Origin of the sequence: Williamsia sp. CHRR-6, assembly GCF_018474015.1 — a bacterium.
Classification (GTDB): Bacteria; Actinomycetota; Actinomycetes; order Mycobacteriales; family Mycobacteriaceae; genus Williamsia_A.
The window spans coordinates 1-25,079 of sequence record NZ_JAHCSG010000001.1; the positions used below are offsets into that span (position 1 = coordinate 1).

At 67.1% G+C, this 25,079-nt stretch carries 22 protein-coding genes; 3 read left to right on the plus strand and 19 right to left on the minus strand.

From position 1 onward, the window contains the following. Window positions 1–241 (plus strand): hypothetical protein (locus tag KIK15_RS00005; protein WP_214242149.1); only part of this gene is annotated, 241 nt, incomplete at its 5' end. A 148-nt stretch (window positions 242–389) separates the two neighbouring features. On the opposite strand, the gene tyrS is transcribed toward KIK15_RS00005, so the two are convergent. From tyrS to infC, 18 genes are all read right to left on the minus strand, one after another. Continuing rightward, window positions 390–1,679 carry a tyrosine--tRNA ligase gene (gene tyrS, locus KIK15_RS00010; RefSeq protein ID WP_214242150.1) on the minus strand — a complete coding sequence of 430 codons (1,290 nt, stop codon included), beginning with the start codon at window positions 1,677–1,679 and terminating at the stop codon, window positions 390–392. After that, window positions 1,676–2,323, minus strand: coding sequence for a DNA-3-methyladenine glycosylase (locus KIK15_RS00015; RefSeq protein WP_214243142.1), 648 nt, complete (start codon window positions 2,321–2,323; stop codon window positions 1,676–1,678). Before KIK15_RS00015 ends, tyrS begins: the two co-directional genes overlap by 4 nt. A gap of 24 nt (window positions 2,324–2,347) precedes the next feature. Then, window positions 2,348–2,572, minus strand: coding sequence for a Trm112 family protein (locus tag KIK15_RS00020; RefSeq protein WP_214242151.1), 225 nt, complete (start codon window positions 2,570–2,572; stop codon window positions 2,348–2,350). Between the two features lie 60 nt (window positions 2,573–2,632). Next, window positions 2,633–5,641 (minus strand): AMP-binding protein, encoded by a 3,009-nt coding sequence (locus tag KIK15_RS00025; protein WP_307851663.1) that lies wholly within the window; start codon window positions 5,639–5,641, stop codon window positions 2,633–2,635. A gap of 95 nt (window positions 5,642–5,736) precedes the next feature. Further along, the gene (argH, locus tag KIK15_RS00030) at window positions 5,737–7,194 is read right to left on the minus strand and encodes an argininosuccinate lyase (RefSeq protein WP_214242152.1); all 1,458 of its coding nucleotides are present in this window, start codon (window positions 7,192–7,194) and stop codon (window positions 5,737–5,739) included. After that, window positions 7,191–8,390 (minus strand): argininosuccinate synthase, encoded by a 1,200-nt coding sequence (locus KIK15_RS00035; RefSeq protein WP_214242153.1) that lies wholly within the window; start codon window positions 8,388–8,390, stop codon window positions 7,191–7,193. The genes argH and KIK15_RS00035 overlap by 4 nt, the downstream gene beginning before the upstream one ends. A gap of 149 nt (window positions 8,391–8,539) precedes the next feature. Then, window positions 8,540–9,043: an arginine repressor gene (locus KIK15_RS00040; RefSeq protein WP_214243144.1), complete on the minus strand. Its 504-nt coding sequence runs from the start codon at window positions 9,041–9,043 to the stop codon at window positions 8,540–8,542. A 2-nt stretch (window positions 9,044–9,045) separates the two neighbouring features. Next, entirely contained in the window at window positions 9,046–9,972 is a 927-nt protein-coding gene (gene argF / locus KIK15_RS00045; RefSeq protein ID WP_214242154.1) for an ornithine carbamoyltransferase, read from the minus strand. Continuing rightward, window positions 9,972–11,165: an acetylornithine transaminase gene (locus tag KIK15_RS00050; protein ID WP_214242155.1), complete on the minus strand. Its 1,194-nt coding sequence runs from the start codon at window positions 11,163–11,165 to the stop codon at window positions 9,972–9,974. Before KIK15_RS00050 ends, argF begins: the two co-directional genes overlap by 1 nt. Then, window positions 11,162–12,094 (minus strand): acetylglutamate kinase, encoded by a 933-nt coding sequence (argB, locus tag KIK15_RS00055; RefSeq protein ID WP_214242156.1) that lies wholly within the window; start codon window positions 12,092–12,094, stop codon window positions 11,162–11,164. Before argB ends, KIK15_RS00050 begins: the two co-directional genes overlap by 4 nt. After that, window positions 12,091–13,299: a bifunctional glutamate N-acetyltransferase/amino-acid acetyltransferase ArgJ gene (gene argJ / locus KIK15_RS00060; protein WP_214242157.1), complete on the minus strand. Its 1,209-nt coding sequence runs from the start codon at window positions 13,297–13,299 to the stop codon at window positions 12,091–12,093. Before argJ ends, argB begins: the two co-directional genes overlap by 4 nt. Further along, window positions 13,296–14,333, minus strand: a complete 1,038-nt coding sequence (argC, locus tag KIK15_RS00065; RefSeq protein WP_214242158.1) for an N-acetyl-gamma-glutamyl-phosphate reductase — start codon at window positions 14,331–14,333, stop codon at window positions 13,296–13,298. Before argC ends, argJ begins: the two co-directional genes overlap by 4 nt. A 51-nt stretch (window positions 14,334–14,384) precedes the next feature. After that, on the minus strand, window positions 14,385–16,874 hold the full coding sequence (gene pheT / locus KIK15_RS00070) for a phenylalanine--tRNA ligase subunit beta (RefSeq protein WP_214242159.1): 2,490 nt from the start codon (window positions 16,872–16,874) through the stop codon (window positions 14,385–14,387). Between the two features lie 53 nt (window positions 16,875–16,927). Next, window positions 16,928–17,974, minus strand: a complete 1,047-nt coding sequence (gene pheS / locus KIK15_RS00075) for a phenylalanine--tRNA ligase subunit alpha (protein ID WP_214242160.1) — start codon at window positions 17,972–17,974, stop codon at window positions 16,928–16,930. An 81-nt stretch (window positions 17,975–18,055) separates the two neighbouring features. Beyond that, a complete protein-coding gene (locus KIK15_RS00080; protein ID WP_214242161.1) occupies window positions 18,056–18,871 on the minus strand; it encodes an RNA methyltransferase in 816 nt (271 codons plus the stop codon). A gap of 70 nt (window positions 18,872–18,941) precedes the next feature. Continuing rightward, window positions 18,942–19,322, minus strand: a complete 381-nt coding sequence (gene rplT, locus KIK15_RS00085) for a 50S ribosomal protein L20 (RefSeq protein WP_214242162.1) — start codon at window positions 19,320–19,322, stop codon at window positions 18,942–18,944. 69 nt (window positions 19,323–19,391) lie between these two features. Further along, window positions 19,392–19,586 (minus strand): 50S ribosomal protein L35, encoded by a 195-nt coding sequence (rpmI, locus tag KIK15_RS00090; RefSeq protein WP_214242163.1) that lies wholly within the window; start codon window positions 19,584–19,586, stop codon window positions 19,392–19,394. Window positions 19,587–19,709: 123 nt separating this feature from the next. Continuing rightward, a complete protein-coding gene (gene infC / locus KIK15_RS00095; protein WP_374222813.1) occupies window positions 19,710–20,357 on the minus strand; it encodes a translation initiation factor IF-3 in 648 nt (215 codons plus the stop codon). Between the two features lie 302 nt (window positions 20,358–20,659). On the opposite strand from infC, the gene KIK15_RS00100 reads away from it, so the two are divergent. Beyond that, on the plus strand, window positions 20,660–21,010 hold the full coding sequence (locus KIK15_RS00100; RefSeq protein ID WP_214242164.1) for a DUF1844 domain-containing protein: 351 nt from the start codon (window positions 20,660–20,662) through the stop codon (window positions 21,008–21,010). A gap of 59 nt (window positions 21,011–21,069) precedes the next feature. Here the strand turns inward: KIK15_RS00100 and uvrA are convergent, their stop codons facing one another. Further along, a complete protein-coding gene (gene uvrA / locus KIK15_RS00105; RefSeq protein WP_214242165.1) occupies window positions 21,070–24,069 on the minus strand; it encodes an excinuclease ABC subunit UvrA in 3,000 nt (999 codons plus the stop codon). A 214-nt stretch (window positions 24,070–24,283) separates the two neighbouring features. Between uvrA and KIK15_RS00110 the strand changes: the two genes are divergently transcribed. Then, window positions 24,284–24,967, plus strand: coding sequence for an MBL fold metallo-hydrolase (locus tag KIK15_RS00110; RefSeq protein WP_214242166.1), 684 nt, complete (start codon window positions 24,284–24,286; stop codon window positions 24,965–24,967). The last annotated feature ends 112 nt before the right edge of the window (window positions 24,968–25,079 follow it).

Consider the following 25,079-nt stretch of genomic DNA (forward strand, 5'->3'; position numbering starts at 1 on the left):
GAAAAACCAAACGAAACAACCACCCACACCCACAGGCACAGACAGCCGAATCAACACAACGTTTCCCAGCAGAGCAAAACCCCAACCAAAAAACAAACCAACACACAAAGCGCTGGCACAACAAAAACAACCCACCCACAACAGGCAGGCCAAAAAACGGCATAAACAAAATGTCAACACACTATTGAGTTCTCAAAGAACACACACCCACGGCCAGGCCGTGATGACCTGGGGGTCGTGAGCTCCCGTAGAGCGCGCTGTTACCCAACGTTCTCGATCGGGGGTTCGCACCCGAGTGCACGAAGCTCGGCGGGATTTCCCCGCTCTGCGCCGCGCTGCGGTGCAACACGTAAGTTACACAGATGGGAACAGGGCGTCAAATCGCCTGGTCACAGCGTTGTGTCCGCTTGGGAGAACCGTGCGCCGGCGATCGACTTCTTACCCCGTCGGACCACCAACCACTCGCCGCCCAGCAAACCTTGTGGATCGACCGTCCAGTCCTCGTCGGTCACCTTCGCGTTGTTCACGTACGCCCCTCCCTCGCCCACCACACGCCGAGCCGCCTTGTTGCTGTCGCACAGTCCCGTCGCGACCAGCAGTTCGACGATCGTCGGCGTAGATGTTGCGGCGAACTCCGCGACATCGGTCTCCGACACTGCCGCCCGCAACGTCGCAGCGTCGAGTTCGTCGAGCGCGGCCCGGCCGAACAACGCCTGACTGGCCAGCTCCACCGATCGCGTCGCCTCTGCCCCGTGCACCAGCGTCGTAGTCTCGGCGGCCAGACGCTTCTGCGCGGTCCGAAGATACGGAGCCTCGCGGGTAGCGGCGTCGAGCTCCTCGATCTCCGTGCGTGACAGGAAGGTGAACCACTTCAGGTAGCGGATGACGTCGGCATCTGCGGTGTTGAGAAAGTACTGATACCAGGCGTACGGGCTGGTCAACTCGGGATCGAGCCAGATACTGCCCCCGCCGGTGGACTTGCCGAATTTCGTGCCGTCGGCAGCGGTGACCAGCGGAACGGTCAGTGCGTGCACCGCCTCGCCGTCCACCCGGCGATTGAGATCAACCCCCGCGACGATGTTTCCCCACTGGTCGGAACCACCGAGCTGCAGGCGGCATCCGTAATCGCGGCGCAGCTGCAGGTAGTCGTTCGCCTGCAGCAACATGTAGCTGAACTCGGTGTAGCTGATCCCGTCGCCCTCGAGTCGCCGTCTCACCGTGTCACGGGCGAGCATCACGTTCACCGAGAAGTGTTTGCCGATCTCGCGCAGGAAGTCGATCGCCGAGAGCTGCGACGTCCAATCGAGGTTGTTCACCACCACCGCACCCGTCGCTGAATCGTCACGTGTGACGAAGCGCTGCAGCTGCGTGTCGATCCGCGCCGCCCAATCCGCCACGGTCTCGCGGGAGTTCATCACCCGTTCCCCGACATCACGCGGATCTCCGATGAGACCCGTAGCGCCTCCCGCCAACACGATCGGGCGGTGACCCGCAAGTTGGAATCGACGCAGGGTCAACAGAGGTACGAGGTGCCCCGCGTGCAGACTGGGACCGGTCGGATCGAAGCCGTTGTACACCGAGATGACGCCGGACGACAGGTCCCGGCGAAGGTCGTCAAGGTCGGTGGACTGCGCGATCAGCCCACGCCACTGCAGCTCGTCGATGATGTCGGTGCTCACGAGTCTGATCCTTGCCTATCGCGCGCAGCCGTCGCCACCTGCCGTCCGGCCCGGTAAGCCGACACCGCGGGCGAGTCGGCAAGCCACCAGCGCCACGCGCGGCGGGTAGCCACGCTCACACCCACCCGTGGACCCGAACGGATCTCCGTCGTGACACCCTCGCCCTCGATGCGGATCCGGCTCGACGGCGCCAACACATCGACACCGGTGTCGTCCAGGCTCACCCCGAGCGCGGCACCGAGGTTGCCCGGCCCCCGGGCCAGGCGATGGTCGATGACCGTTGCGCCGCGTCGCCGACGCGCGATCTCACCACCCACGGTCACCTCACCGGCCCGCAACAACACTGCGCCGCAGTGTCTCCCGGGTAAACAGGTGACGTTGACACACAGATGGATCCCGTAGGACCGGTACACATAGAGGTGTCCCGGACCGCCGAACATGATCGCGCTGCGTGGGGTGGGGCCACGCCACCCGTGCGAGGCCGGATCGGGATACTCGCTCTCAGGTGGCCCACCGTAGGCCTCCACCTCCACGATTCGGACCCCGACCACACCCGCCGCGCTCCGAGACACGACCATCGAACCGAGCAACGAGAGCGCTGCGGACTCGAGTCCGGTCTCCAGGGTCGCGCGCGAGAGTTCGATGGGCGTGGGTTCGTCGCTCAGCCCTCAGCCCTCAGTCCCCGACCTGGCGACCAAGGCGGCATGTTCGGCTTCGTCGGCCGTGCGTCCCTCGGAGACGAGCAACACGGGGATCCCGTCATCGATGCGGTACACCCGACGCAAGCGCGGGTTGTAGAGGATCTCTGATCCGTCGGTGTCGGTCACGTAGAGCAGGGGTCCGTGATCGTCGGGGCAGACCAAGCGTTCGAGCAGAATCGGGTCAAGCGGCATCGTGGTGGGTCCTAGCGTCGTGAAGAGTCCGGATGGAGCGCGTTCCCCACTCTACGAATCTCACCGCAGTCCGGCGGCCAACGCGTCGGGACCGTCGATCACCTCACCGAGCCCGTCCTGCGTCCAGTCCTTCTCCGCGAGCACCGTGCGCGTCAGCCTGCGGTAGCGCCCGTTGTCGTCGCGGTACCAGACGCGCGAGCTGGGTTTGGGAACGCCCTGTGCGGCAAAGGAGTTCACCAGCGGACGGAACGAGTGACTGAGCGGGATCTCGTCCACGGCCCAGATGATGTGTGGGCGTTCGACCGCGGGCAGCCCGGCCAACGCCACCCGCAAAGACGAGACCGTGAGATTGTTGGCCTGATCGCGCGGTGAGACGACCGCCACCGCCAGCTGCGACCCGGGAGCTCCTACCGGGTAGACGACCACGTGTTCGACGTCGGCGTGGCAGCTCAGCGCCGACGCGATGGGGTGTGAGTGGATCGGCCCGTCCGAGGACTTGATGACGCCGTGCACGCTGCCCATCAGCCAGTGATCGCCGTCGACGTCACGACTCATCAGTTGACCCGAGTTCTCCCAGCGATCCCGCGGACCGAACACATCGCGCAACACCGTGGCACCGAACTCATCTCGCTGGCGCGTCTGGGCCAACAGCACGCCCACCTCGTCGACGCCGGCCTCACGGACATAGCCGCGCGAGTCGAGCTGGAATCGTTCCTCGATCACATCCCAGGCGGCGATACGAACGCGATTGGTCTCCGGCAGCGGGCGCCCCATGGAACCGACCTTTGTGCCCGACAGATTGGCCAAGATGGCCGCGCCGTCGGCGGTGGCGAAGAACTCGATCACGCCCGCATCAGGGAATCGGGCGACGACGTCGTGCCACAGTCCGGCGGGCATACCGGAACCGATCAGCAGACGGATCGGATTGTGGTCGGTGATCGCGAGGTCGGGGTCCCGCACGATCTCACCCATCATCGTCCAGGTGTAGGACACCACCGTGATGCCGTACCGGTAGACCTCACGCGCAAAGCTCTCGGCGTTGATGCCCGACGACAAGGCGATGCGAGCGCCGCCGACCACCGTGGCACCCAGCGTGGTCAGGAGTCCCGAGGCGTGATGCAGCGGGGTGAGGCAGTACACCGTGTCGTTGTCCGAGAGGGCCGCAGCCGAGGCGGCACCGAACGCAGAGATGGCCCACCGGTGATTGGTGATCGGCCACTTCTGCAGTGACCCACCGGTGGTGGTGAACAAGATGAACGCGAGGTCTCCGGCTTGACCAGGATCGCGCCGGTACCAAGACGGGATCTCCACCGCGTCGGGATCGATGCGCTCCATGTCGACGACGTGATCGCCATCAGCATCGAGAATGCACCGAGAGTCACCGCCGCCGAGGACCAACACCCGTTCGGCGTGTTCAGAACAGCGCTGCAGGCTGGCCGGATCCGCGATCACGACGTGGACGTCGCCCAGCCGCAACATCTGATCGAGCTCACCGGCATCAGGCGGCAACGGGACCACGACCGCACCGAGACGTGAGAGGGCGGCGATCGCGACCAGAGCGCTCGGTCGCGTCTCCATCATCACCCCGACGTGTTCACCGGGACGGATCCCACATTCGATGAGACCGCGCACCACGTTGTCGATGCGTCGGTTCACCTCGTGGTGACTCAGTACGCGGTCCTCGAACAAGAACAGTTCCCGGTCGCCGGACCGGTCGGCGTTCTCGGTCATCAACTTGCCCAACGAGATGCGCGTGCCGGGCTGGATCTGCCCCAGCCGCACCAGGCGCGGCAGAGTGCGCACGGACTCCCGGAGCACTGCGTGCGAGGTCCGCTGGATGGTGGCGGCGGCGTTGACCAGATCACGCCCGACGCCCGCACCCACGTCGGCGACCGCGCCGATGCCGTGGGTGACACGTGAGGACAGGCTGACTCCAGACCCCGTGACACGCTCGGGATTGTCGGCCATCGGAGCCACGGCGCGTGGCATCTCCCCCAACCCCTCCTGCCACCGCAGCCACTCGACCGTCGTCGGCCAGCTCTGGGTTCCCGACGCCGACCCGACCACGAGCCCGAAGTGACCGACCGGAACCAAGGACTCGTAGACGCGGGCGCGCGGCGCTGCCCGTTTGATGCCACGGACCGCAACCGGTTGCCCGATGTCGTCGGCCTCGCCGATGAAAGCCAGGACCGGGCTGTCGATCTCGGCCAGGGTAACGAGCTGATCGCGGATCACGAATCCACCCGAGACCATCCGGTTGTGGACCACGAATTGCCGCAGCAGCTCCGCGATCGCCGGGCCCGACCACGCCACCCACCCGTCGGCCTCGAGGAACCGCCGCTGGTCCTCGCGGGGCAGTAGAGCGTCACGGTCGTGCAGCTGCAGCAGGAAATCGACCCGACTGCGCGCCGCCTTCACCGGATCGAGGAGCTGGAATCCGGTGCGCGCCATCCACCCTGGAAGCGCGATGCGGCTGAAGACGTTGTCGGCCATGAAATTCGCAAGCGGAGCCGCCACGTTTGCCGGCACCCCGAGCGGCAGCCCGGCCAGGACGTCGACCGGGCTCCCGAAGGTGGTGACGCTGGCGATGCTGCGCGAACGGCGATACGCCGCAGTCTGATACGCGAACATGCCGCCTTGTGAGTACCCGATGAGGTGGACCTGTTTGCCGGTCTCCTCGTGGATGAGATCGATGATCTCGCTGATCGCGATGACGTGATCGGCGAGAGTGCGTTCCTTGCCGCCGACCTCCTTGTCCGGGGACCCGAAGTCGGCCACCCACGGATCGATCCCACCGCGGTGCAACACCGATACCGCGCCGTAGTGCGGCGTCACGTCATAGACGTTGGCCGACACCATCATCGGCGGCACCAGCAGTGCCTGTGGTCCTTCGGTCAAGGCGTCCGGGAAATACCGGCGCAACCGGTACATGGGCGAGGTCTCCTCGACCCGGAACGGGGTGGGCCGGGTGCCGGTGTCGAGGCCGCCCATCCGGATGACCTCGAGTCCGTTCTGGGCGGTGGCCATGATGCGGTCGAGCGCACGACCCACGTTCGGAAGACCGACCACCTCAGCAACCTCCAGAAATCATTCTTGTGACCGCTGTCACTGTACTCAGGATCGTGAATGCCGGTTCGCCAGGTGCGTGTCGATCAAGGCTCGTCTCAGCCATCGGTCCACGCTCGCAGAGCTCGCGCACGATCGATGACACGCTCACGTTGCTCGGCGACCCGTGGTCCGGCGGTTCCGCCGTAAGCCGACCGCGACGCGATCGAGCCCTGCACCGTGAGGACCTCACGCACCTGCGGGGTGAGCGCGGGATCGACCCCGGCCAACTCGGCGTCGCTGAGCTCGTCGAGTCCCACCCCACGGCCTTCGGCCAGACGTACACACGCCCCGGCGGCCTCATGCGCCACCCGGAACGGGATGCCTTGACGCACCATCCATTCGGCGATGTCGGTGGCAAGGCTGAAGCCCGCCGGTGCCAGTTCGGCCATCCGCTCGGTGTGGAACTCCAGCGTCGCCACCAGCCCGGTCAGCGCGGGGAGCAGCAACTCGAGCTGGGCCACCGAGTCGAAGACCGGTTCCTTGTCCTCCTGCAGGTCGCGGTTGTAGGCCAGGGGTTGGGCCTTGAGGGTGGCCAACAGCCCCGCAAGATTGCCGATCAACCGACCGGCTTTACCTCGGGTGAGCTCGGCGACATCGGGATTCTTCTTCTGCGGCATGATGGAGCTCCCGGTGGACCAGGCATCGGCCAGCGTCACATAGCCGTATTCCGGTGTGCTCCAGGAGATGATCTCCTCGGCCAACCGCGACAGGTCCACCGCCGCCATCGCGAACACGAATGCCGCCTCGGCCGCGAAATCGCGCGCCGAGGTGGCGTCGATCGAGTTCTCGGTCGGCCCGTCAAAGCCGAGTTCGGCTGCGATCTTCTCCGGACTGAGCCCCAATGACGAACCTGCCAGCGCCCCGGAACCGTAGGGCGACAACGCGGTTCGACGATCGAAGTCCTGCAGGCGTTGCACGTCACGCAGCACCGACTGCGCGTGGGCCTGCAGATGGTGGGCCAGCAGCACCGGCTGAGCGGCCTGCGAATGGGTCTTGCCCGGCATCGCCGCATCGGCATGCGCGCCAGACTGCGCGACCAGTGCGTCGACCACGTCGAGCAGGCCCGATCCGACTCGTCGGGCGGCGTCGCGCAGCCACATCCGGAACAGGGTGGCCACCTGATCGTTGCGCGATCGCCCGGCCCGCAGACGTCCACCCACATCGGCACCCACGCGTTCGATGAGTCCCCGCTCCAACGCGCCGTGCACGTCCTCATCGGTCGCGGCGGCCACGAACTCCCCCGAGGCGACGTCGGCGGCGAGCTGTTCGAGTCCTGCGAGCATCGTCTCGAGGTCGGCTGATGAGAGGAGGCCGGCCGCGTTGAGCACTCGTGCGTGCGCCATCGAAGCCCTGATGTCGTACGGCGCGAGCACCCAGTCGAAATGCGTCGACTTGCTCAGGGCCGCCATCGCCTCGGCCGGGCCCGCCGCGAAGCGCCCACCCCACAACGCACCGGTGTTGGTGCCGTGGACGTGGGCGTCGGACGCATCGGCGGGCGGGTGCGCCGATGTCACAGCCCGAGGTCCCGTTTCGCGGAGATCTTCGACGACAACCCGTGGAGTTGGACGAAACCCTTGGCCGAGGACTGGTCGAAGGTGTCGCCCTCGTCGTAGGTGGCAAGGTTGAAGTCGTAGAGCGATTGCTCGCTGCGCCGACCGTTGACCACGATGGTGCCGGCGTGCAGGACCAGCCGGATGTCGCCGGAGACGTGCTCCTGGGTGTGGGCGACGAACGTGTCCAACGCCCGCTTGAGGGGTGAGTACCACAGCCCGTCGTAGACCAACTCGGCCCACTTCTGATCGGTCCGCCGTTTGTAGCGCCCCAACTCGCGTTCGAGGGTGACGTGTTCGAGTTCCTCGTGCGCCCGTATCAGCACCATCGCCCCCGGCGCCTCGTAGACCTCTCGGCTCTTGATGCCCACGAGGCGGTCCTCGACCACGTCGAGTCGACCCACACCCTGCTTGCCTGCGCGGGTGTTCAGTTCCTGGATGGCCTGCAGCACCGACACCCTTCGTCCGTCGATGGCGACGGGTCGACCCTTGTCGAAGCTGATGACGAGCTCGTCGGGAGCGTTGAAATGGACCGTCGGATCCTCGGTGTAGTCGTAGACGTCCTTGGTCGGCGCGTTCCACAGATCCTCGAGGAAACCGGTCTCCACTGCACGGCCCCACACGTTCTGGTCGATGGAGAACGGCGACTTCTTCGACACGTTGATCGGGATGTCGTTGGTCTCGGCGAAGGCGATCGCCTTCTCCCGGGTCCAGGCGTAGTCACGAACGGGTGCGAGGACCTCAAGTTCGGGGGCCAGGGTGTTGAACCCGACCTCGAAGCGGACCTGATCGTTGCCCTTGCCGGTGCACCCGTGAGCGACCACCGTGCCTCCGTGCGCGCGGGCGTTGTCGACGAGGTGCTTGACGATCAGCGGTCGGCTGATGGCCGAGACCAGCGGGTAACGGTCCATGTACAGCGCGTTGGAGGTGATGGTCGGCAGGCAGTACTCGTCGGCGAACTCGTCACGCGCGTCGACCACCACCGCCTCGACCGCACCGCAGTCGAGCGCTCGTTGCCGGATGATCTCCATGTCCTCGCCGCCCTGGCCGAGGTCGATCGCGACCGCGACCACCTCCTTGCCGGTTTCGGCGCCGATCCAGCTGATGGCCACCGAGGTGTCCAATCCGCCGGAGTAGGCGAGGATGACGCGTTCAGCCATGGTGTGAGATCTCCCGGTCCGTGAGGTTGTGGTGGTCGTGGGGGTGGTGGTCAAGGGTCAGACAGTCGAGGTGTCGGCGACAACGTACGGCAGCACCAGGCGCCCGAGCCCGGCGCGGGGGCGTGAGGTCGATCACCGCGCACGCCTGGTCACCGGAGAGCCTCGATGAGCTGCGCGAGCTCGGCACCGGTCATCGGCTCTCGGGCGATCACGAAGATGGTGTCATCACCGGCGATGGTGCCGACAACCGCAGGCAGACTGGCCCGGTCCAAGGCGCTGGCCAGGTACTGCGCGGCCCCGGGTGGGGTCCGCAACACCGCCATGTTCCCGCTGTGATCGGTGGCCACCAGCAGGTCGGCGAGCAGCCGTGAGAGCCGATCGGTACCGCCGGACACCCCTCGTACCGGCGAACCGTCTTCGGGCACCACGTAGACGCCCACTCCCCCGTCGGCGGCCCGTAGCTTGACCGCGCCGAGCTCGTCGAGGTCACGCGACAGGGTCGCCTGGGTCGCCTCGATCCCGGCCTCGGCCAGCCGTGCCTGTAGCTCGCCTTGGCTGCGTACCCGATGTTCGGCGAGGATTCGCACGATCTGCGCGTGGCGACCGGCACGCGTCGGCGACAGCCGACCTGCGGTGGAGTGCTGCTCGGAGATGCTCACGAGTGCTCCAACAGCCAGATCAGCAACGCCTTCTGTGCGTGCAGGCGGTTCTCGGCCTCGTCGAGAACGACACTGCGGGGACCGTCGAGGACCTCGTCGGTGATCTCCTCTCCCCGATGCGCGGGCAGGCAGTGCAACACGATCGCGTCGGAGGCGGCGTGGGCCAGCAACGCCTCGTTGACCTGGTAGGGCCGAAACGGGGCCACCCGGTCGAGTCCGTCGTCCTCGTCGCCCATCGAGGTCCAGGTGTCGGTGACCACGACATCGGCACCGGTCACCGCCTCGATCGGGTCGGCAGTGACCTTCGCGGTTGCGCCGGTTTGGGCGGCCCGCGTCCGCACCGCCGCCAGCACCTGCGGCGCAGGGATGAACCCCTGCGGAGCCGCGACGGTCACGCTCATCCCGGCCGTCACACCACCCAGCAGCAACGAGTGCGCCATGTTGTTGGCGCCGTCGCCCAGGTAGGCCAGCGACAGACCCGCCACGTTTCCCTTGTGCTCGATGATGGTCTGCAGATCTGCCAGCACCTGACACGGATGAAAACTGTCCGACAGTGCGTTGATCACCGGAACTGTTGCCGCCGAGGCCATTTCGTCGAGTCGGTCCTGACCGTGCGTGCGCCAGACGATCGCCTTGACGAACCGGGACAGCACCCGCCCGGTGTCGGCGAGGGTCTCGTCGCGACCCATCTGGGTGCTGCGCCCGTCGACGATGACCGCGTGCCCGCCGAGTTGGGCCACACCGACCTCGAACGAGAACCTGGTGCGGGTGGAGTTCTTGTCGAAGATCACCCCCACACCATGCGGACCCGCCAGCGGCCGGTGTGCGAACGGCTCCGCCTTCACCTGGGCCGCGAGCGCCAACACCTCGGCCTGCTCGGCCGGAGACAGATCGTCATCACGCAGGAAATGCCTGGGCGCCATCAGTTCTGACCGCCTGAGTGCGCGGCGACGGCGTCGTCGAGGATGCCGGGCAGGTCGGCGACGAACGCATCGGCCTGCGCGTCGGTGAGGACCAGCGGCGGCGCGAGGCGCACCACGTCAGGTCCGGGCGCGTTGACGAGATACCCAGCCGCCCGCGCGGCCGCTTCGACCGCAGCCGAGAACGGTTGGGTGAGAACAATTCCCAGGAGCAGCCCAGACCCACGCACGTGCGAGACCAGTGGATGCCCCAGCCCCTGCACTCCGGCGACGATCGACTTGCCCACCGCAGCGACGTGGTCGACGAGTCCGGTCGACTCGATGGTGTCGATCACCGCCAACGCCGCGGCAGCGCACACCGGGTTGCCACCGAAGGTGGTGCCGTGTTGACCAGGCGAGAGCAGTTCTGCGGCTGCCCCGGTGGCCAGGCAAGCCCCGATGGGCAGACCGCCGCCAAGCCCTTTGGCCAGCGTCATCACGTCGGGCACGATGCCGGCCGCCTGGTGGGCGAAAAACGTTCCGGTACGGCCGATCCCAGTCTGCACCTCGTCGAGGATCAGCAATGCACCCCGATCAGTGGTGATGCGGCGAGCTCCCGAGAGGTAGTCCGGCGGGGGCACGACCACACCGCCCTCACCCTGGATCGGCTCCAGGATGACCGCGGCGGTGTCGGTGGTGACCGCGGCGTCGAGTGCGGCAAGGTCACCGTAGGGGACGAAGGACACTCCCGCAGGCATCGGTTCGAAGGGTGCACGTTTGCCCGGCTGGCCGGTCATCGCCAACGCTCCCATGGTGCGCCCATGGAACCCGTTCTGGGCCGCCACGATTCCCGTCCGTCCGGTCCGACGCGCGATCTTGAAGGCCGCCTCGTTGGCCTCGGCGCCGGAGTTGCAGAAGAACACTCGACCCTCGACCCCGAACCGGGCCAACAAAGCCTCGGCCAGTTCAACCACTGGCTCAGTGAGGTAGAGGTTGGAGACGTGCCCAAGGGTGCTCAACTGCCGGGTGACCGCGTCGATCACGGCCGGGTGCGCGTGTCCGAGCGCGTTGACAGCGATGCCGCCGAGCAGATCGAGGTACTCACGGCCCTCGACATCGGTGACCACTGCCCCAGATCCGCTGCGTAGCGCGATCTTCGGGGTTCCGTAGTTGTCCATCAGCGCGGTGTGCCACCGCTGCTGCAGAGGTGTGGTCATGGGGTGGACTCCTCAGTGGTCGCCGTCGATGTCGGGACGACCATCGTCCCCACACCGTCCTCGGTGAACAGTTCCAACAACATCGAGTGCGGCACCCGACCGTCGATGACATGCGCGCGGGGGACTCCCCCGAGCACAGCCCGCAGGCAGGCTTCCATCTTCGGCACCATTCCCGAATCCAACTGCGGGAGCAGTTTTTCGAGCTCACCGGTGTCGACCGAGCTGACCAGCGACTCACGATCGGGCCAGTCGGTGTACAGCCCCTCGACGTCGGTGAGCATCACCAGCTTCTCGGCCCCCAGCGCCTGCGCCAGCGCAGCTGCGGCCGTGTCGGCGTTGATGTTGTGCACCACGCCGTCGACATCGGGTGCGATGGACGACACCACCGGGATCCGGCCGGCGGCGATGAGGTCGGTCACGGCGACCGGATCGACAGCGGTCACGTCCCCGACGAGGCCGATGTCGGTGGCCACCCCGTCGACGGCCACGGTGCGGCGGGTCGCGGTGAACAACCGCGCATCCTCGCCGGTGATGCCGACCGCGTAAGGACCGTGGGCGTTGATCAGGCCGACGAGCTCACGGCCGACCTGACCGAACAGCACCATCCGCACGACGTCCATCACCTCAGGTGTGGTGACGCGGTATCCGCCCCGGAACTCTCCGGACAGCCCGAGCCGATTGAGCATCGCCGAGATCTGCGGCCCCCCACCGTGCACCACCACGGGATGGATCCCGCACGTGCGCAGGAAGACCATGTCGGTCGCGAACGCCGCCTTGAGGTCGTCGTCGATCATCGCGTTGCCGCCGTACTTGACGACGATGATCTTGCCGGCGAACCGCTGCAGCCAGGGCAGCGCCTCGGTGAGGACGTGCGCCTTGTCCAGCGCACTCAAACCCACCGGTGCCGCCGACGCGAGAGGACCGGTCATGAGGAGTAGGCCGAGTTCTCTTCGACATAGGCGTGTGAGAGATCTGTGGTGCGGATCGTCGCCGTCGCCGACCCCGACTGCAGATCGATGTGCACCGCGATCTCCGGCCCGCCGAGGTCCACCTCGCGGGCACCGGGCACCCCGTGGCCATCGCGACAGACCGCATTCCCGTTGAACGACACCGCAATCCGATCCGGATCTATCGGGAACGGCGACATTCCCACCGCAGCCAACACCCGACCCCAGTTGGGGTCGGAGCCGAAAAGGGCGGTCTTGACCAGACTGTCTCGGGCCACCACCCGGGCCGCGACAAGGGCCTCGTCCTCGGTACGAGCACCGGCGACGGTCACCGCGATGCGCTTGGTCACCCCTTCGGCATCGGCCTGTAACTGCGCAGCCAGATCGTCACAGACCGCGAACAGCGCGTCGGCGAACTCGACTGAGTCGGGGGCGATGCCACTGGCACCCGACGCCAGCACCAGCACCGAGTCGTTGGTCGAGCACGACCCGTCGATGTCGAGGCGGTCGAAGGTACGCGCGGTGGCCGATCGCAGAGCCGAATCGAGTTGTGCTGCATCGACATCGGCATCGGTGGTGATGACCACCAGCATCGTGGCCAGCGACGGCGCCATCATGCCTGCACCCTTGGCCATGCCTCCGACGTTCCAGCCACCCACGTGGTGTAAGGCAACCTGTTTGGGCACGGTGTCGGTGGTCATGATCGCGTGTGCGGCATCGGTGCCACCGGTGAGACCGCCGCCCATGTCGTGCACGATCGTCTCGATACCCGACAGCAGTCGGTCCATCGGCAGCCGATCACCGATCAGTCCGGTGGAGCAGATCGCCACCTCGCCGGCACCAGTCTCGGTACCCCAATTGCTCAGTGCCGCAGCGGTCGCCTCGGCGCTGGCGTGGGTGTCACCGAACCCGAGTGGTCCGGTGCACGCGTTGGCCCCACCCGAGTTCAGCAGCACCGCCCGCAGTCGGCCGCCGGTGAGGACCTGTCGGCTCCAGAGCACCGGTGCCGCCTTGACCTGATTGCGGGTGAACACTCCGGCCGCGTGGTACTCGGGACCTTCGTTGAACACCAACGCGAGATCGGGCTTGCCAGATGCCTTGATACCGGCGGCGAGCCCGGCCGCGCGGAAACCGAGGGCAGCGGTGACACCCTGATCCCGGCGCAGCGAGAATCCTGTCTCAGTCATGGCGCCAGGCCCACAGTCGTCAGACCCTCGGTCTCACCGAAGCCCATCGCCAGGTTCATCGACTGCACCGCAGCGCCTCCGGTCCCCTTGGCGAGGTTGTCGATTGCGCCGACGACCACCATGGTCTGCGCCCGCTCGTCGACTTCGACGGCCAACGCGACGGAGTTGGAACCCAGCACCGAGGCCGTGGTCGGAAGCTGCCCAGGCGGCAGAACGTGCACGAAAGGCTCTGGCGCATAGGTCTCTTCGTAGACCTGGCGTACGTCGGCGACCGACATGTCGGTGCGGGCGGTGCAGGTGGCCAAGATGCCACGCGACATCGGCACCAACACCGGGGTGAAAGAGACGCTGACCGGCTGGCCGGCCGCTACCGAGAGCGCCTGGGTGATCTCGGGCGTGTGCCGGTGGCTGCCGCCGACGCCGTAGGCGCGCGCGGATCCGCTCACCTCCGAGGCCAACAGGTCCACCCGCGGCGACTTGCCCGCACCGGAGGTACCGCTGACCGCGACGATGGTGACGGCCGGTTCGATCAGGCCGTGTGCGACCGCAGGACGCAGGGCCAGCACCGACACCGTCGGGTAGCACCCGGGAACCGCCACCCGCGTGGCCCCGCTGAGCACCTCACGCTGGCCCGGGATCTCCGGCAGTCCGTACGGCCACGTGCCCGAGTGCTTCGACCCGTAGTAGCGCTCCCACTCCCGCGGATCGCTGAGCCGGAAATCCGCGCCACAGTCGATGACCACGGTGGTCGGCGGGAGACGATCGACCAGCGGACCCGACGATCCGTGTGGGAGCGCCAGAAACACCACGTCGTGGCCAGTGAGGACCGCTCCTGTGGTCTCCTCGAGGACGCGGTCGGCGAGCGGGTACAGATGCTGATGGTGCACACCGAGCGTCGATCCTGCGTTTCCGCCCGCGGTCAACGACCCGATGGTCACCTCCCCGGACACCACCCGCGGATGACCGAGCAACATGCGCAGGATCTCTCCGCCCGCGTACCCGCTCGCGCCGGCCACGGCCACAGAAATTGTCATGCGATCATTATGCAGCCTGGCGCAAGTTCATTCATCAGCGGGGGTGCGGGTTCAGCGCAGTCGGGCTCCACACTCCACCGAAGCACGCTCGACCGCTGCGGTCCGTGCTGCGGTGGCGTCGTCCTCGGTCAGGGTGCGGTCATGCGCGCGGAACCGCAGAGCGAAGGTCAACGACTTGTGTCCCTCGCCCACCTGGCTGCCGACGAAGACGTCGTACAACCGGATGTCCTCGAGGAGCTCACCCGCGCCGAGAGTGAGGGCTCGTTCGACGGCTGCTGCGGGCACGGTGTCGGCGACCACCACCGCGACGTCCTGCAGTACCGCCGGGAACAACGACAGCTGCGGCGCGGGCAACTCGGTGCGGATCGGCAGTCGGTCGAGCTCGAGTTCGACAGCGCAGGCCCGTGCGGGCAGCGCGGACTTCTCCACGATGCTCGGATGCAGCTCTCCTGCCCATCCGACGGTGATCGCATCATCGTCGTCGGTGACGACGCGTGCGCATCGACCCGGATGGAACGGCACGTGGGTGTCGGCCTCCAGACGCACCCGCACGCCCGCCGCGCGCGCCACCACCCGCGCCGCCTCGAACGCGTCGGCGGCCTCGGCCGGCCGACCCGTCCCCCACGGTCCAGGCAACTCACGAGATCCGGTCAGCACTGCGGCAACACGCAGCGGTTGATCCGGCAGCGAGCCCATCAGCGTCGCCACCTGCTCGTCGGACGGACGACCGGAGACGTCGATCGCCTCGACCGGCCCCGTGGCGTCGGTGCCGATGACGACCTGTCCGATGGTGAACAGGGCGAGATCGCGTTGCCCTCGGGCGATGTTGCGCGCCGCCATCTCCACCAGACCCGGCAGCAGCGTGGTGTTGAGCTCAGCGCGGGCCGATTCGAGCGGGTTGAGGACCGACACCACGCGACGGCGCACGTCATCGGCAGGGACGTCCCACAGGTCCATCACATCGGTGGGCATGAACGGGAACGGCAACACCTCGACGAACCCGGTTCCGGCCAGGGCACGTCCCACACTCCGACGACGCCGCTGGGCCGCAGTCAGGCCCGACCCGGCGGGTGCGGCGGGTGCGATGGGAGGGATGTTCTCGAGCCCCTCGAGCCGCACCACCTCCTCGACCAGGTCAGCAGGCTGGCGCAGATCCGGGCGCCAGGACGGCGGGGTGACCTCCACCATCGCCGCAACGGTGTCGCCGACCTGCACCACGCAGCCGACCTGCTCGAGTCGGCGCACGGTGGCGCCCTCGGGGTAGCTGACTCCGGCGACGCGCGCGGGTAGATCGATCGGCATGGTGACAGTCGGTCGAGCCACGTCGACACGAGCCTGCGAGACACCCGTTTCGGCTGTGCCGCCTGCGATCTCGGTGATCAACGCAACCGCGCGAGCAAGGGCGACGTCGGTGACCTCGGGGTCGACCGACCGTTCGAACCGCTTGCCCGCCTCGCTCGAGAGACGATGGCGGCGACCGGTCCGGAACACCGCCACCGGATCGAAGGTCGCCGCTTCGATGATCACGTCGGTGGTCTGGTCGCCGACCTCGGAGACCGCCCCGCCCATCACCCCGGCCAGCGCAATGGGCCCGTTGTCGTCGGCGATGACCACGTCGTCGGCGTCGAGGGTGCGCTCCACGCCGTCGAGGGTGTGCAGGCGCTCCCCGACCGCAGCCCGACGAACCGTGATGGTGCCCCCGACGCGGTCCGCGTCGAAAGCGTGCAGCGGCTGGCCGAGTTCGAGCATCACGTAGTTGGTCACGTCGACCACCGCCGAGATCGGGCGCACACCGGCCACGAGCAGCCGCTTCTGTATCCACCACGGCGAGATGGCTGCCGCGTTCACACCCGTGATCAGCTGAGCGCAGTACCGGATGGCCTTCGAATCGGGATCGATGCGGACTGGCCGGGCTCCGGGTCCCGGTGTGGTCGTCGATCCTGGCGCGGCGGGATCGACGAACGGGAGGTCGAAACTCGCGGCGAGCTCTCGCGAGAGTCCACGTGCACTGAAGGCATACCCCCGGTCGGGGGTGACGTTGACGTCGATGGCGACGTCGTCGAGTCCGAGTACCTCGTGCGCCGACGCGCCGGGCGTGGCCGTCCCCGGTGCGAGCACCAGGATGCCGGAGTGATCGTTGCCGATGCCCAGTTCCGACACCGAGCAGATCATCCCGTCGGAGGTACGACCGTAGGTGGAACGTGCGGCGATGGCGAAGTCTCCAGGAAGCACCACACCGGGCAGAGCCGCGACGATGAGGTCGCCTTCGGCAAAATTTCTTGCCCCACATACGATCCCACGCGGCTTATCTTCGCCGACGTCGACCTGACAGAACCGGATGGGTTTCTTGAAGCCGTCGAGCTCCTCGATCGCGGACACTCGACCGACCACCAACGGACCGGTGATGGTCGGAAATGCCGCCACCTCCTCGATCTCGAACCCGACGCGGACAAAGCCGGTGTCGAGTTCGTCGGTGGTGGCCACGAAGTCCGGCGCGCCCGCGCGCAGGGACTCGATCATCCAGGACTGGGGAACACGCACGGTGGCTCAACTACTTTCGAGTTCGAGAAGGGTGTCGGGGAGGCGCGGCGTCGCTACAGGGCGGGCCCGAACGGCAGGGTGAAACGGATGTCACCTTCGACCATGTCGCGCATGTCGGGCAGATCGTTGCGGAACTGCAGGGTGCGCTCCAGACCCATCCCGAACGCGAACCCGCTGTAGACCTCCGGGTCGATTCCACTGGAGCGCAACACGTTCGGATGCACCATTCCGCAACCACCCCACTCCACCCAGCCGGCGCCACCCTTCTTGGCCGGGAACCACACGTCGACCTCGGCCGACGGTTCGGTGAACGGGAAGTAGTTCGGCCGCATTCGCGTGGTGGTGTCGGGCCCGAACACGGCCTTGGCCAACAACTCCAGGGTGCCGCGCAGGTTGGCCATGGTCAGACCCTTGTCCACTGCCAGACCCTCGACCTGGTGGAACACCGGGGTATGGGTGGAGTCGAGCTCATCGGTGCGAAAGGTCCGACCCGGACACGCGACGTAGATCGGCAACTCACGCGACAGCATGGTGCGTACCTGCACCGGCGAGGTGTGGGTGCGCAACACCTGTCGTGAACCCTCGGGTGCGATGTAGAAGGTGTCCTGCATGGACCGCGCCGGGTGGTCGGGCAGGAAGTTCAGTGCATCGAAGTTGAAGTGCTCGGTCTCCACCTCGGGGCCTTCGGCGATCTCCCAACCCATCGCCACGAAGATGTCGGCGATCTCCTCGCCGATGACGGTGATGGGATGGCGCGCACCCAGCGGGATCCGGCTGCTCGGCAGCGTGACGTCGATGGCTTCGGACACCAGCACCTGGGCGTCGCGCTCGGCCACGAGGATCGCCAGGCGCGCGTCGTAGGCGTTCTGCACGGCGGTGCGCGCGGTGTTGACCAGCTTGCCGACGACCGACCGCTGATCCTTGGGCAGATCGGCCAGCGAGCGCCGCGCCAACGCGACCGGGGATCGATCACCGAGGTGGTCGGTCTTGGCCACGGCCAACGCCGCGAGATCGGGCGCCGCGGCGAAGGCCTCGACCGCAGCAGCCGTGGCAGCGGTCAGATCGTTCTCGGTCGGGACGACCGGATCGGTACTCGTCACGGGGGGCCGACTCCTCGAAGTGGTGGGGCTGCAGCGGAACGGGCGGGTCAACGCTGCGACGAGCGTATCCGATCGGGATGATCACAATCCGGGGCGGCGGCGAGCCCGGGCTCCGGCGTACATGCAGATCGCGGCCGCCGCAGCGATGTTGAGGCTCTCGGCGCCGCCGACGATAGGAATGGATACCCGGTGATCGGCGGATTCGACGAGAGCTTCCGGCAGCCCGTGCGCCTCGTTGCCGAACAACCAGGCAACGGGTCCGGCGATGATGTCGTCGGCCTCGTCGAGCGACAGCTCACCGCCGACGGTGGTGGCCAGCGTGGTGAACCCGACACCACGTAGCTCGGTCATGACGTGTGCGACGTCGCGCTCTCGGACGACGGGGAGGTGAAAGACGCTCCCGGCGCTCGAGCGCACACACTTGCCGTTGTGGGGGTCGACCGCTCCCGGACCGATGAGCAGGACGCCCGCGGCCCCCATCGCGTCGGCGGTGCGGATGAGGGTGCCGGCGTTGCCCGGGTCGGACAGACCGACGGCCACCGCAAGCATCGCGCCTCCCGCCGAATCGGCCAGCACATCGGTCAGAGAGTGCGTGAGCAGTGCGCACACGGCGAACACGCCGGGAGTGGTCTCGGTGTCGGCGAGCTTCGCTGCAGCGCGCGCGGTGACCTCGAGTACCTCGAGGCCCGCCGACCGAGCTGCTGCCTCGATCGTTGCGTGTCGTTCGCGGTGGTCGAGGCTGACGATGATCACTCGGGCGCGGCCGCTGGCGATCGCCGCATCCACCGCGTTGGCCCCCTCGACCAGGAAAAATCCGCGGTCCCGGCGCTCGGATGCTCGATGCAGCTTGGCAAACGAAACGACCCGCGTGGACCGCTCGGTAAGAGCGGTGTCCACAGCGGGTCGTGACGAACGAGATCGCGCCGGGTCAGACAGAGGAGCCGTCACCGGTGTCGCGCTTCTCGACTCAGGCAGCGGGTGCGTTGACGTCAGCGGGCAGGGCCTGCTTGGCCACGGCGACCAGACCGGTGAACGCCTCGGGATCGCTGACCGCGATCTCGGCCAGGATCTTGCGATCGACCTCGACCCCGGCGATCTTGAGCCCCTGGATGAAGCGGTTGTAGGTGATGTCGTTGGCGCGAGCCGCGGCATTGATGCGTGCGATCCACAGCTTGCGGAACTCACCCTTGCGCGCCCGACGGTCGCGGTAGGCGTAGGTCAGCGAGTGCAGCTGCTGCTCTTTGGCCTTGCGGTAGAGCCGCGAACGCTGTCCGCGGTAACCCTTGGACGCCTCCAGCGTTGAACGACGCTTCTTTTGGGCGTTGACCGCCCTTTTCACGCGTGCCACGTGATGTACCTCTTACTGTGTCGAGACCGCGCTCGGCGATCAGGGAAACGGATTGGGATGAGCGCGAGCTCAGATGTTGAGCAGCCGCTTGATGCGCGGGGCATCGACGTCGGCGACCACTGCGGTGCCCTCGAGACGACGAGTCCGCTTGGTGGCCTTGTGCTCCATCAGGTGGCGACGGTTGGCGCGCTGACGCAGTACCTTGCCGCTGCCGGAGACCTTGAAACGCTTTGCGGTCCCCTTGTGGGTCTTTGCCTTGGGCATGTTGTTCCTCGATGTCGGTGATCCCGCCGAGGGCGATGGCGGAATCCGTGTGGGTGCGGTGACGTTCCGACGGTGTCGGATCGCCACCGCAGGGGCGGTGCAGCCGGTGTGGCTTGGCGACCGTCAGGTCGCCGGCGGGGCGTCCGGTGCGGCGTCGGCGTCCGGGGCGGGAGCGACGTCGTCGCGCACCTGGGTCACCTTCGCCCGAGTCTTGGCACCCTTGTGCGGGGCCAGGACCATGGTCATGTTGCGGCCGTCCTGCTTGGCCGAGGTCTCGACGAAGCCGTACTCGCCGACGTCGGCGCCGAGGCGCTGCAACAGCCGGTAGCCGAGTTCGGGCCGCGACTGCTCGCGACCACGGAACATGATCGTGACCTTGACCTTCGACCCGGCTTCGAGGAAGCGGATCACGTGACCCTTCTTGGTCTCGTAGTCGTGGTCGTCGATCTTCGGCCGAAGCTTCTGCTCCTTGATGACGGTCATCTGCTGGTTACGGCGTGACTCACGCTGCTTCTGCGCGGCCTCGTACTTGAACTTGCCGTAATCCATGATCTTGCAGACCGGCGGCCGGGCGTTGGGGGCCACCTCGACGAGGTCGAGGTCGGCTTCGATGGCCAGTCGCAAGGCATCTTCAACACGCACGATGCCCACCTGCTCCGAGTTCGGCCCGACGAGTCGGACCTCCGGGACGCGGATGCGCTCGTTGATGCGGGTCTCTGTGCTGATGGGGCCTCCTAGTTCAAAACCAATGGGTGCCGCTGGCAGTCGCAGCGGTTGCGGGTGGCAGAGCCACCGACCGTGCACGCGAGCAACCGCACATCAGCACAAGGGCCCCTGTCCGACAACGCCGGAAAGAGGCCCGCTACTGACCGATCGATACCGTGCGAGAGCTCACGCCCAGCGGGTATCTCCTCCAACGCGAGGAACCGGCCCGGTGTTCCCGCAAGGGATCCGAGCTGGCGACCGGACCGGGCAACAAGCCCCGATCGCATCGGGCGTCGCACGGTGGGAGCGGAACTCCACTTGCAACCCCAGCGCTGGCCGGGGTGGTCTGACGTGAAAGTCTAACAGCCATGACCGAGAATCCCCATTCCGCCGACGACGTCGATGTGCGCGAGCTCGGCGACATCCCTGCGGTGGAGGTGATCACCCGGTCGATCGTGATGTTGATGAGCTCGGCCGCCGAGAAGTTAGGCCTGGCCGACGACCCGGCGGCGCAGTCACGGATCGACCTCGACGAGGCACGGCGACTAATCACCGCACTGGCCGGATTGGTCACCGCTGCCCTACCAGACCTCGGCCTGCACGCGGCGCCCATCCGAGACGGGCTCAAGAGCTTGCAGCTGGCGTTTCGCGAGGCCAGCAGCGTGCCCGACGAGCCTGGTCACGGACCCGGCGAGAAGCTCACCGGCCCCGTGCATTGACGCCGTCTGACCCCCGGACCCCGGCGTAGCGCGCGAGCGCTCCCGCCACCGCGGCGCCTTCACCTCGCCACGGCGCGGGACCGTTTGGTCGGGCCGGCCCCGGCCTTGTGGGTGGCCGACTTCTTCGTCGTCGACCTCTTGGCAGCGGCCGTCGCCTTCGTCGCCGGGGCACGGCGCGCGTTCGATGACGGCGGGGCTGATTCCGCGGACACCAGTTCGGCGAGGAAGCCGCCCGTGTGGCTCTCGGCGACTGCGGCGACCTCCTCGGGGGTTCCCTCGGCCACCACGCGTCCACCACCCGAACCGCCCTCGGGACCCATGTCGATCACCCAGTCGGCGGTCTTGATGACGTCGAGGTTGTGCTCGATGACGATGACCGTGTTGCCCTTGTCCACCAGTCCGTTGATGACGACCAGCAGCTTGCGGATGTCCTCGAAGTGCAGGCCGGTGGTGGGTTCGTCGAGGACGTAGATGGTGCGCCCGGTCGACCGCTTCTGCAGCTCGGCCGCGAGTTTCACGCGCTGCGCCTCGCCACCGGACAAGGTCGGCGCCGGCTGGCCCAGCCGCACGTAACCCAGCCCGACCTCGACCAACGTCTTGAGGTATCGGTGGATGGAGGTGACGGGCTCGAAGAAGTCTGCGGCCTCCTCGATGGGCATGTCGAGGACCTCGGAGATGGTCTTGCCCTTGTAGTGCACCTCCAGTGTCTCGCGGTTGTACCGAGCCCCGTGGCAAACCTCGCACGGCACGTACACGTCGGGCAGGAAGTTCATCTCGATCTTGATGGTCCCCTCACCGGTGCACGCCTCACATCGGCCGCCTTTGACGTTGAAGCTGAACCGGCCCGGCTGGTAGCCGCGCACTTTGGCCTCGGTCGTCGCCGCGAACAGGGTGCGGATCTTGTCGAACACGCCGGTGTAGGTGGCCGGGTTGGACCGTGGGGTGCGCCCGATCGGCGATTGATCCACCTGCACGAGTTTGTCCAGGTGATCCAGACCTGTGATGCGGGTGTGTCGGCCGGGGACCTGGCGGGCACCGTTGAGCTTGTTGGCCAGTGTGGTCGCCAGAATGTCATTGACCAGTGTCGACTTGCCCGATCCAGACACCCCGGTCACCGCGGTGAGAACGCCAAGCGGAAACGACACGTCGACACCGTCGAGGTTGTGCTCACGAGCGCCCACCACGGTGAGCTGACGCTTGCGGTCCACCGCCCGCCGAACCGTGGGGACGGGGAGTTCCTCTCGCCCGGAAAGGTAGGCGCCGGTGAGGGATTCGGTGTTGGAGAGCAGTCCGGCGTAATCGCCGCTGTGCACCACACGACCGCCGTGCTCGCCGGCGCGGGGACCGATGTCGACAATCCAGTCCGCGGCCCGGATGGTGTCCTCGTCGTGCTCGACCACGATGAGCGTGTTGCCGAGGTCGCGCAGCCTGGTCAGCGTCTCGATGAGTCGACGGTTGTCGCGTTGATGCAGTCCGATCGACGGCTCGTCGAGCACGTAGAGCACCCCGGCCAGTCCGGACCCGATCTGGGTGGCGAGCCGGATGCGCTGGGCCTCGCCGCCGGACAACGACCCCGCCGCGCGCGACAGCGACAGATACTCCAGGCCGACGTCGAGCAGGAATCGGATGCGCGCCTGAACCTCCTTGAGGACGCGGCCGGCGATGGCCGCCTCGCGTGCCCCCAGGGTGAGATCGGACAGGTAGTCGGCGCAGTCGGCCACCGACAGCGCACAGACGTCGGCGATCGACTTCTCCCCGAAGCGCGGATGGTCGAGGGTGACCGCGAGGATCTCCGGCCGCAGCCGAGCGCCGGAGCACTCCGGGCAGGGCACGTCGCGCATGTATCCCTCGTAGCGGTCCTTCATCTGCTCGGAGTCGGTCTGTTCCATGCGGCGACTCAGGAACGCCATGACACCTTCGAACTCGGTGTAGTACGAGCGGGTGCGTCCGTACCGGTTGCGGAACCGAACGTGCACCTGATGATCGCTGCCGGTCAGGATGGCGCGTCGAGCCTTGGCGGGCAACTGGTTCCACGGGGTGTCGACATCGAAACCCATCTCGTCGGCCAGACCCGTCAGCAACCGCAGGAAGTAGTCGGCGTTGTGTCCGGTCGACCACGGCGCGATGGCCCCATCGGCCAGACTCAGCTCCTGGTCGGGCACGACGAGCTCTTCGTCGACCTCTTTTCGGATCCCGAGACCGTCACATTCGGGACAGGCCCCAAACGGCGAGTTGAAGGAGAATGCGCGCGGTTCGAGATCGTCGATGGCGATGGGGTGGGCGTTGGGACATGCCATCTTCTCTGAGAACCGCCGCTCACGGTTGGGGTCGTCCTCGTCGAGGTCGACGAAGTCGAGGACGACGATGCCGTCGGCGAGGCGCAGAGCGGTCTCCACCGAGTCGGTGAGGCGCTGTTTGGCCGACCCCTTTACGGCCAGCCGATCCACCACCACCTCGATGTCGTGTTTCTCCTGCTTCTTCAACGTGGGGGGACTGGCCAACTGATGTACCACCCCATCGACCCGCGCACGCGAGAAACCTTGTGTCTGAAGCGATGCGAACAGATCGACGAACTCGCCCTTGCGGGTGCGCACCACCGGGGCGAGGACCTGGAACCTGATCCCCTCGTCCATCGCCAGCACCTGATCGACGATCTGCTGGGGTGTCTGCTTGGCGATGATGGCATTGCAGACCGGACAGTGCGCCTTGCCGGCGCGGGCGTAGAGCAGGCGCAGGTAGTCGTAGACCTCGGTGATGGTCCCGACGGTGGAACGGGGGTTGCGGTTGGTCGACTTCTGATCGATCGACACCGCCGGCGAGAGTCCCTCGATGAAGTCCACGTCGGGTTTCTCCATCTGCCCGAGGAACTGTCGGGCGTAGGCCGACAGGGACTCGACGTAGCGGCGCTGACCTTCGGCGAAGATCGTGTCGAAAGCGAGGCTGGACTTGCCCGATCCCGATAGACCGGTGAACACGATCAGGCTGTCGCGCGGGAGGTCTACGTCGATTCCTCGTAGGTTGTGCTCGCGAGCCCCTCGCACGATCAGACGATCTACCACCGTTGTCCTCTGCTCTCCGCCCGCAGATCTCGGCCTGCCGGCGCATCGACGTCTCGCGCGGGTCCTCGCACCCGACGTCGATGCCGGAGCGAGCGCAGCGCGCGCACTCGTGTTCATCGTAGGGGCGAGGTGAGACATTCACTGCGACGTGCGGATCGAGGGCGAGCGGATCACGGCTGCCCGGGTACCCACGCAGCGTGGGTACCGTTGTCCCATGACTTCTTCGGCCGTCGAGATCTCCGACCACTACACCGGTGACCTGTCCAGTGGGGCCCGCGTCCAGCGGCTGCACACCGACCACGCCAGTATCGCCAAGATGTCGGTGGGACCGATGGACAACAACGTCTACGTCGTCACCTGCACCGCGACCGGAGATCAGCTGCTCATCGACGCCGCCAACGACGGTCCCGACATCCTGGCCGCACTCGACCAGCTGCCGGGACAGCTGCGGATGATCCTCACCACCCACCAGCACCACGACCACTGGCAGGCGCTGTCGGAGGTCGCCGCGGCCACCGAGGTGCCCACCGCGGCCGGGCGCGTCGACGCGGCGGGGATCGACGTGGGCACCGACCGGCTGATCAGCGACGGCGAACAGGTCAGGGTCGGCGACCTGACCTTGACAGCCATCGAGCTCGTGGGCCACACCCCGGGTTCGATCGCCCTGGTGTTGCGCGACGGCGACTCGACCCACCTGTTCAGCGGCGACTGCCTGTTCCCGGGCGGGGTGGGCAAGACCTGGCAGCCCGGGGACTTCGAGACGCTGCTCGACGACGTCGAGTCCAAGGTGTTCGCGGCGTTGCCCGACTCGACGGTGGTCCATCCCGGGCATGGTCTCGACACCACCCTGGGTGCCGAACGTCCGCACCTGCCGCAGTGGCGAGAACGCGGCTGGTGACGCTCCCGCAGCCTGCCCCCCGCGTCCAACCCCGACGCACGTCGCGAGCGGTCAGCCTCAACTGAGGTACATCCTGGTCACGGTATGGGCACAACTCTGGGGCCGCTGCGCC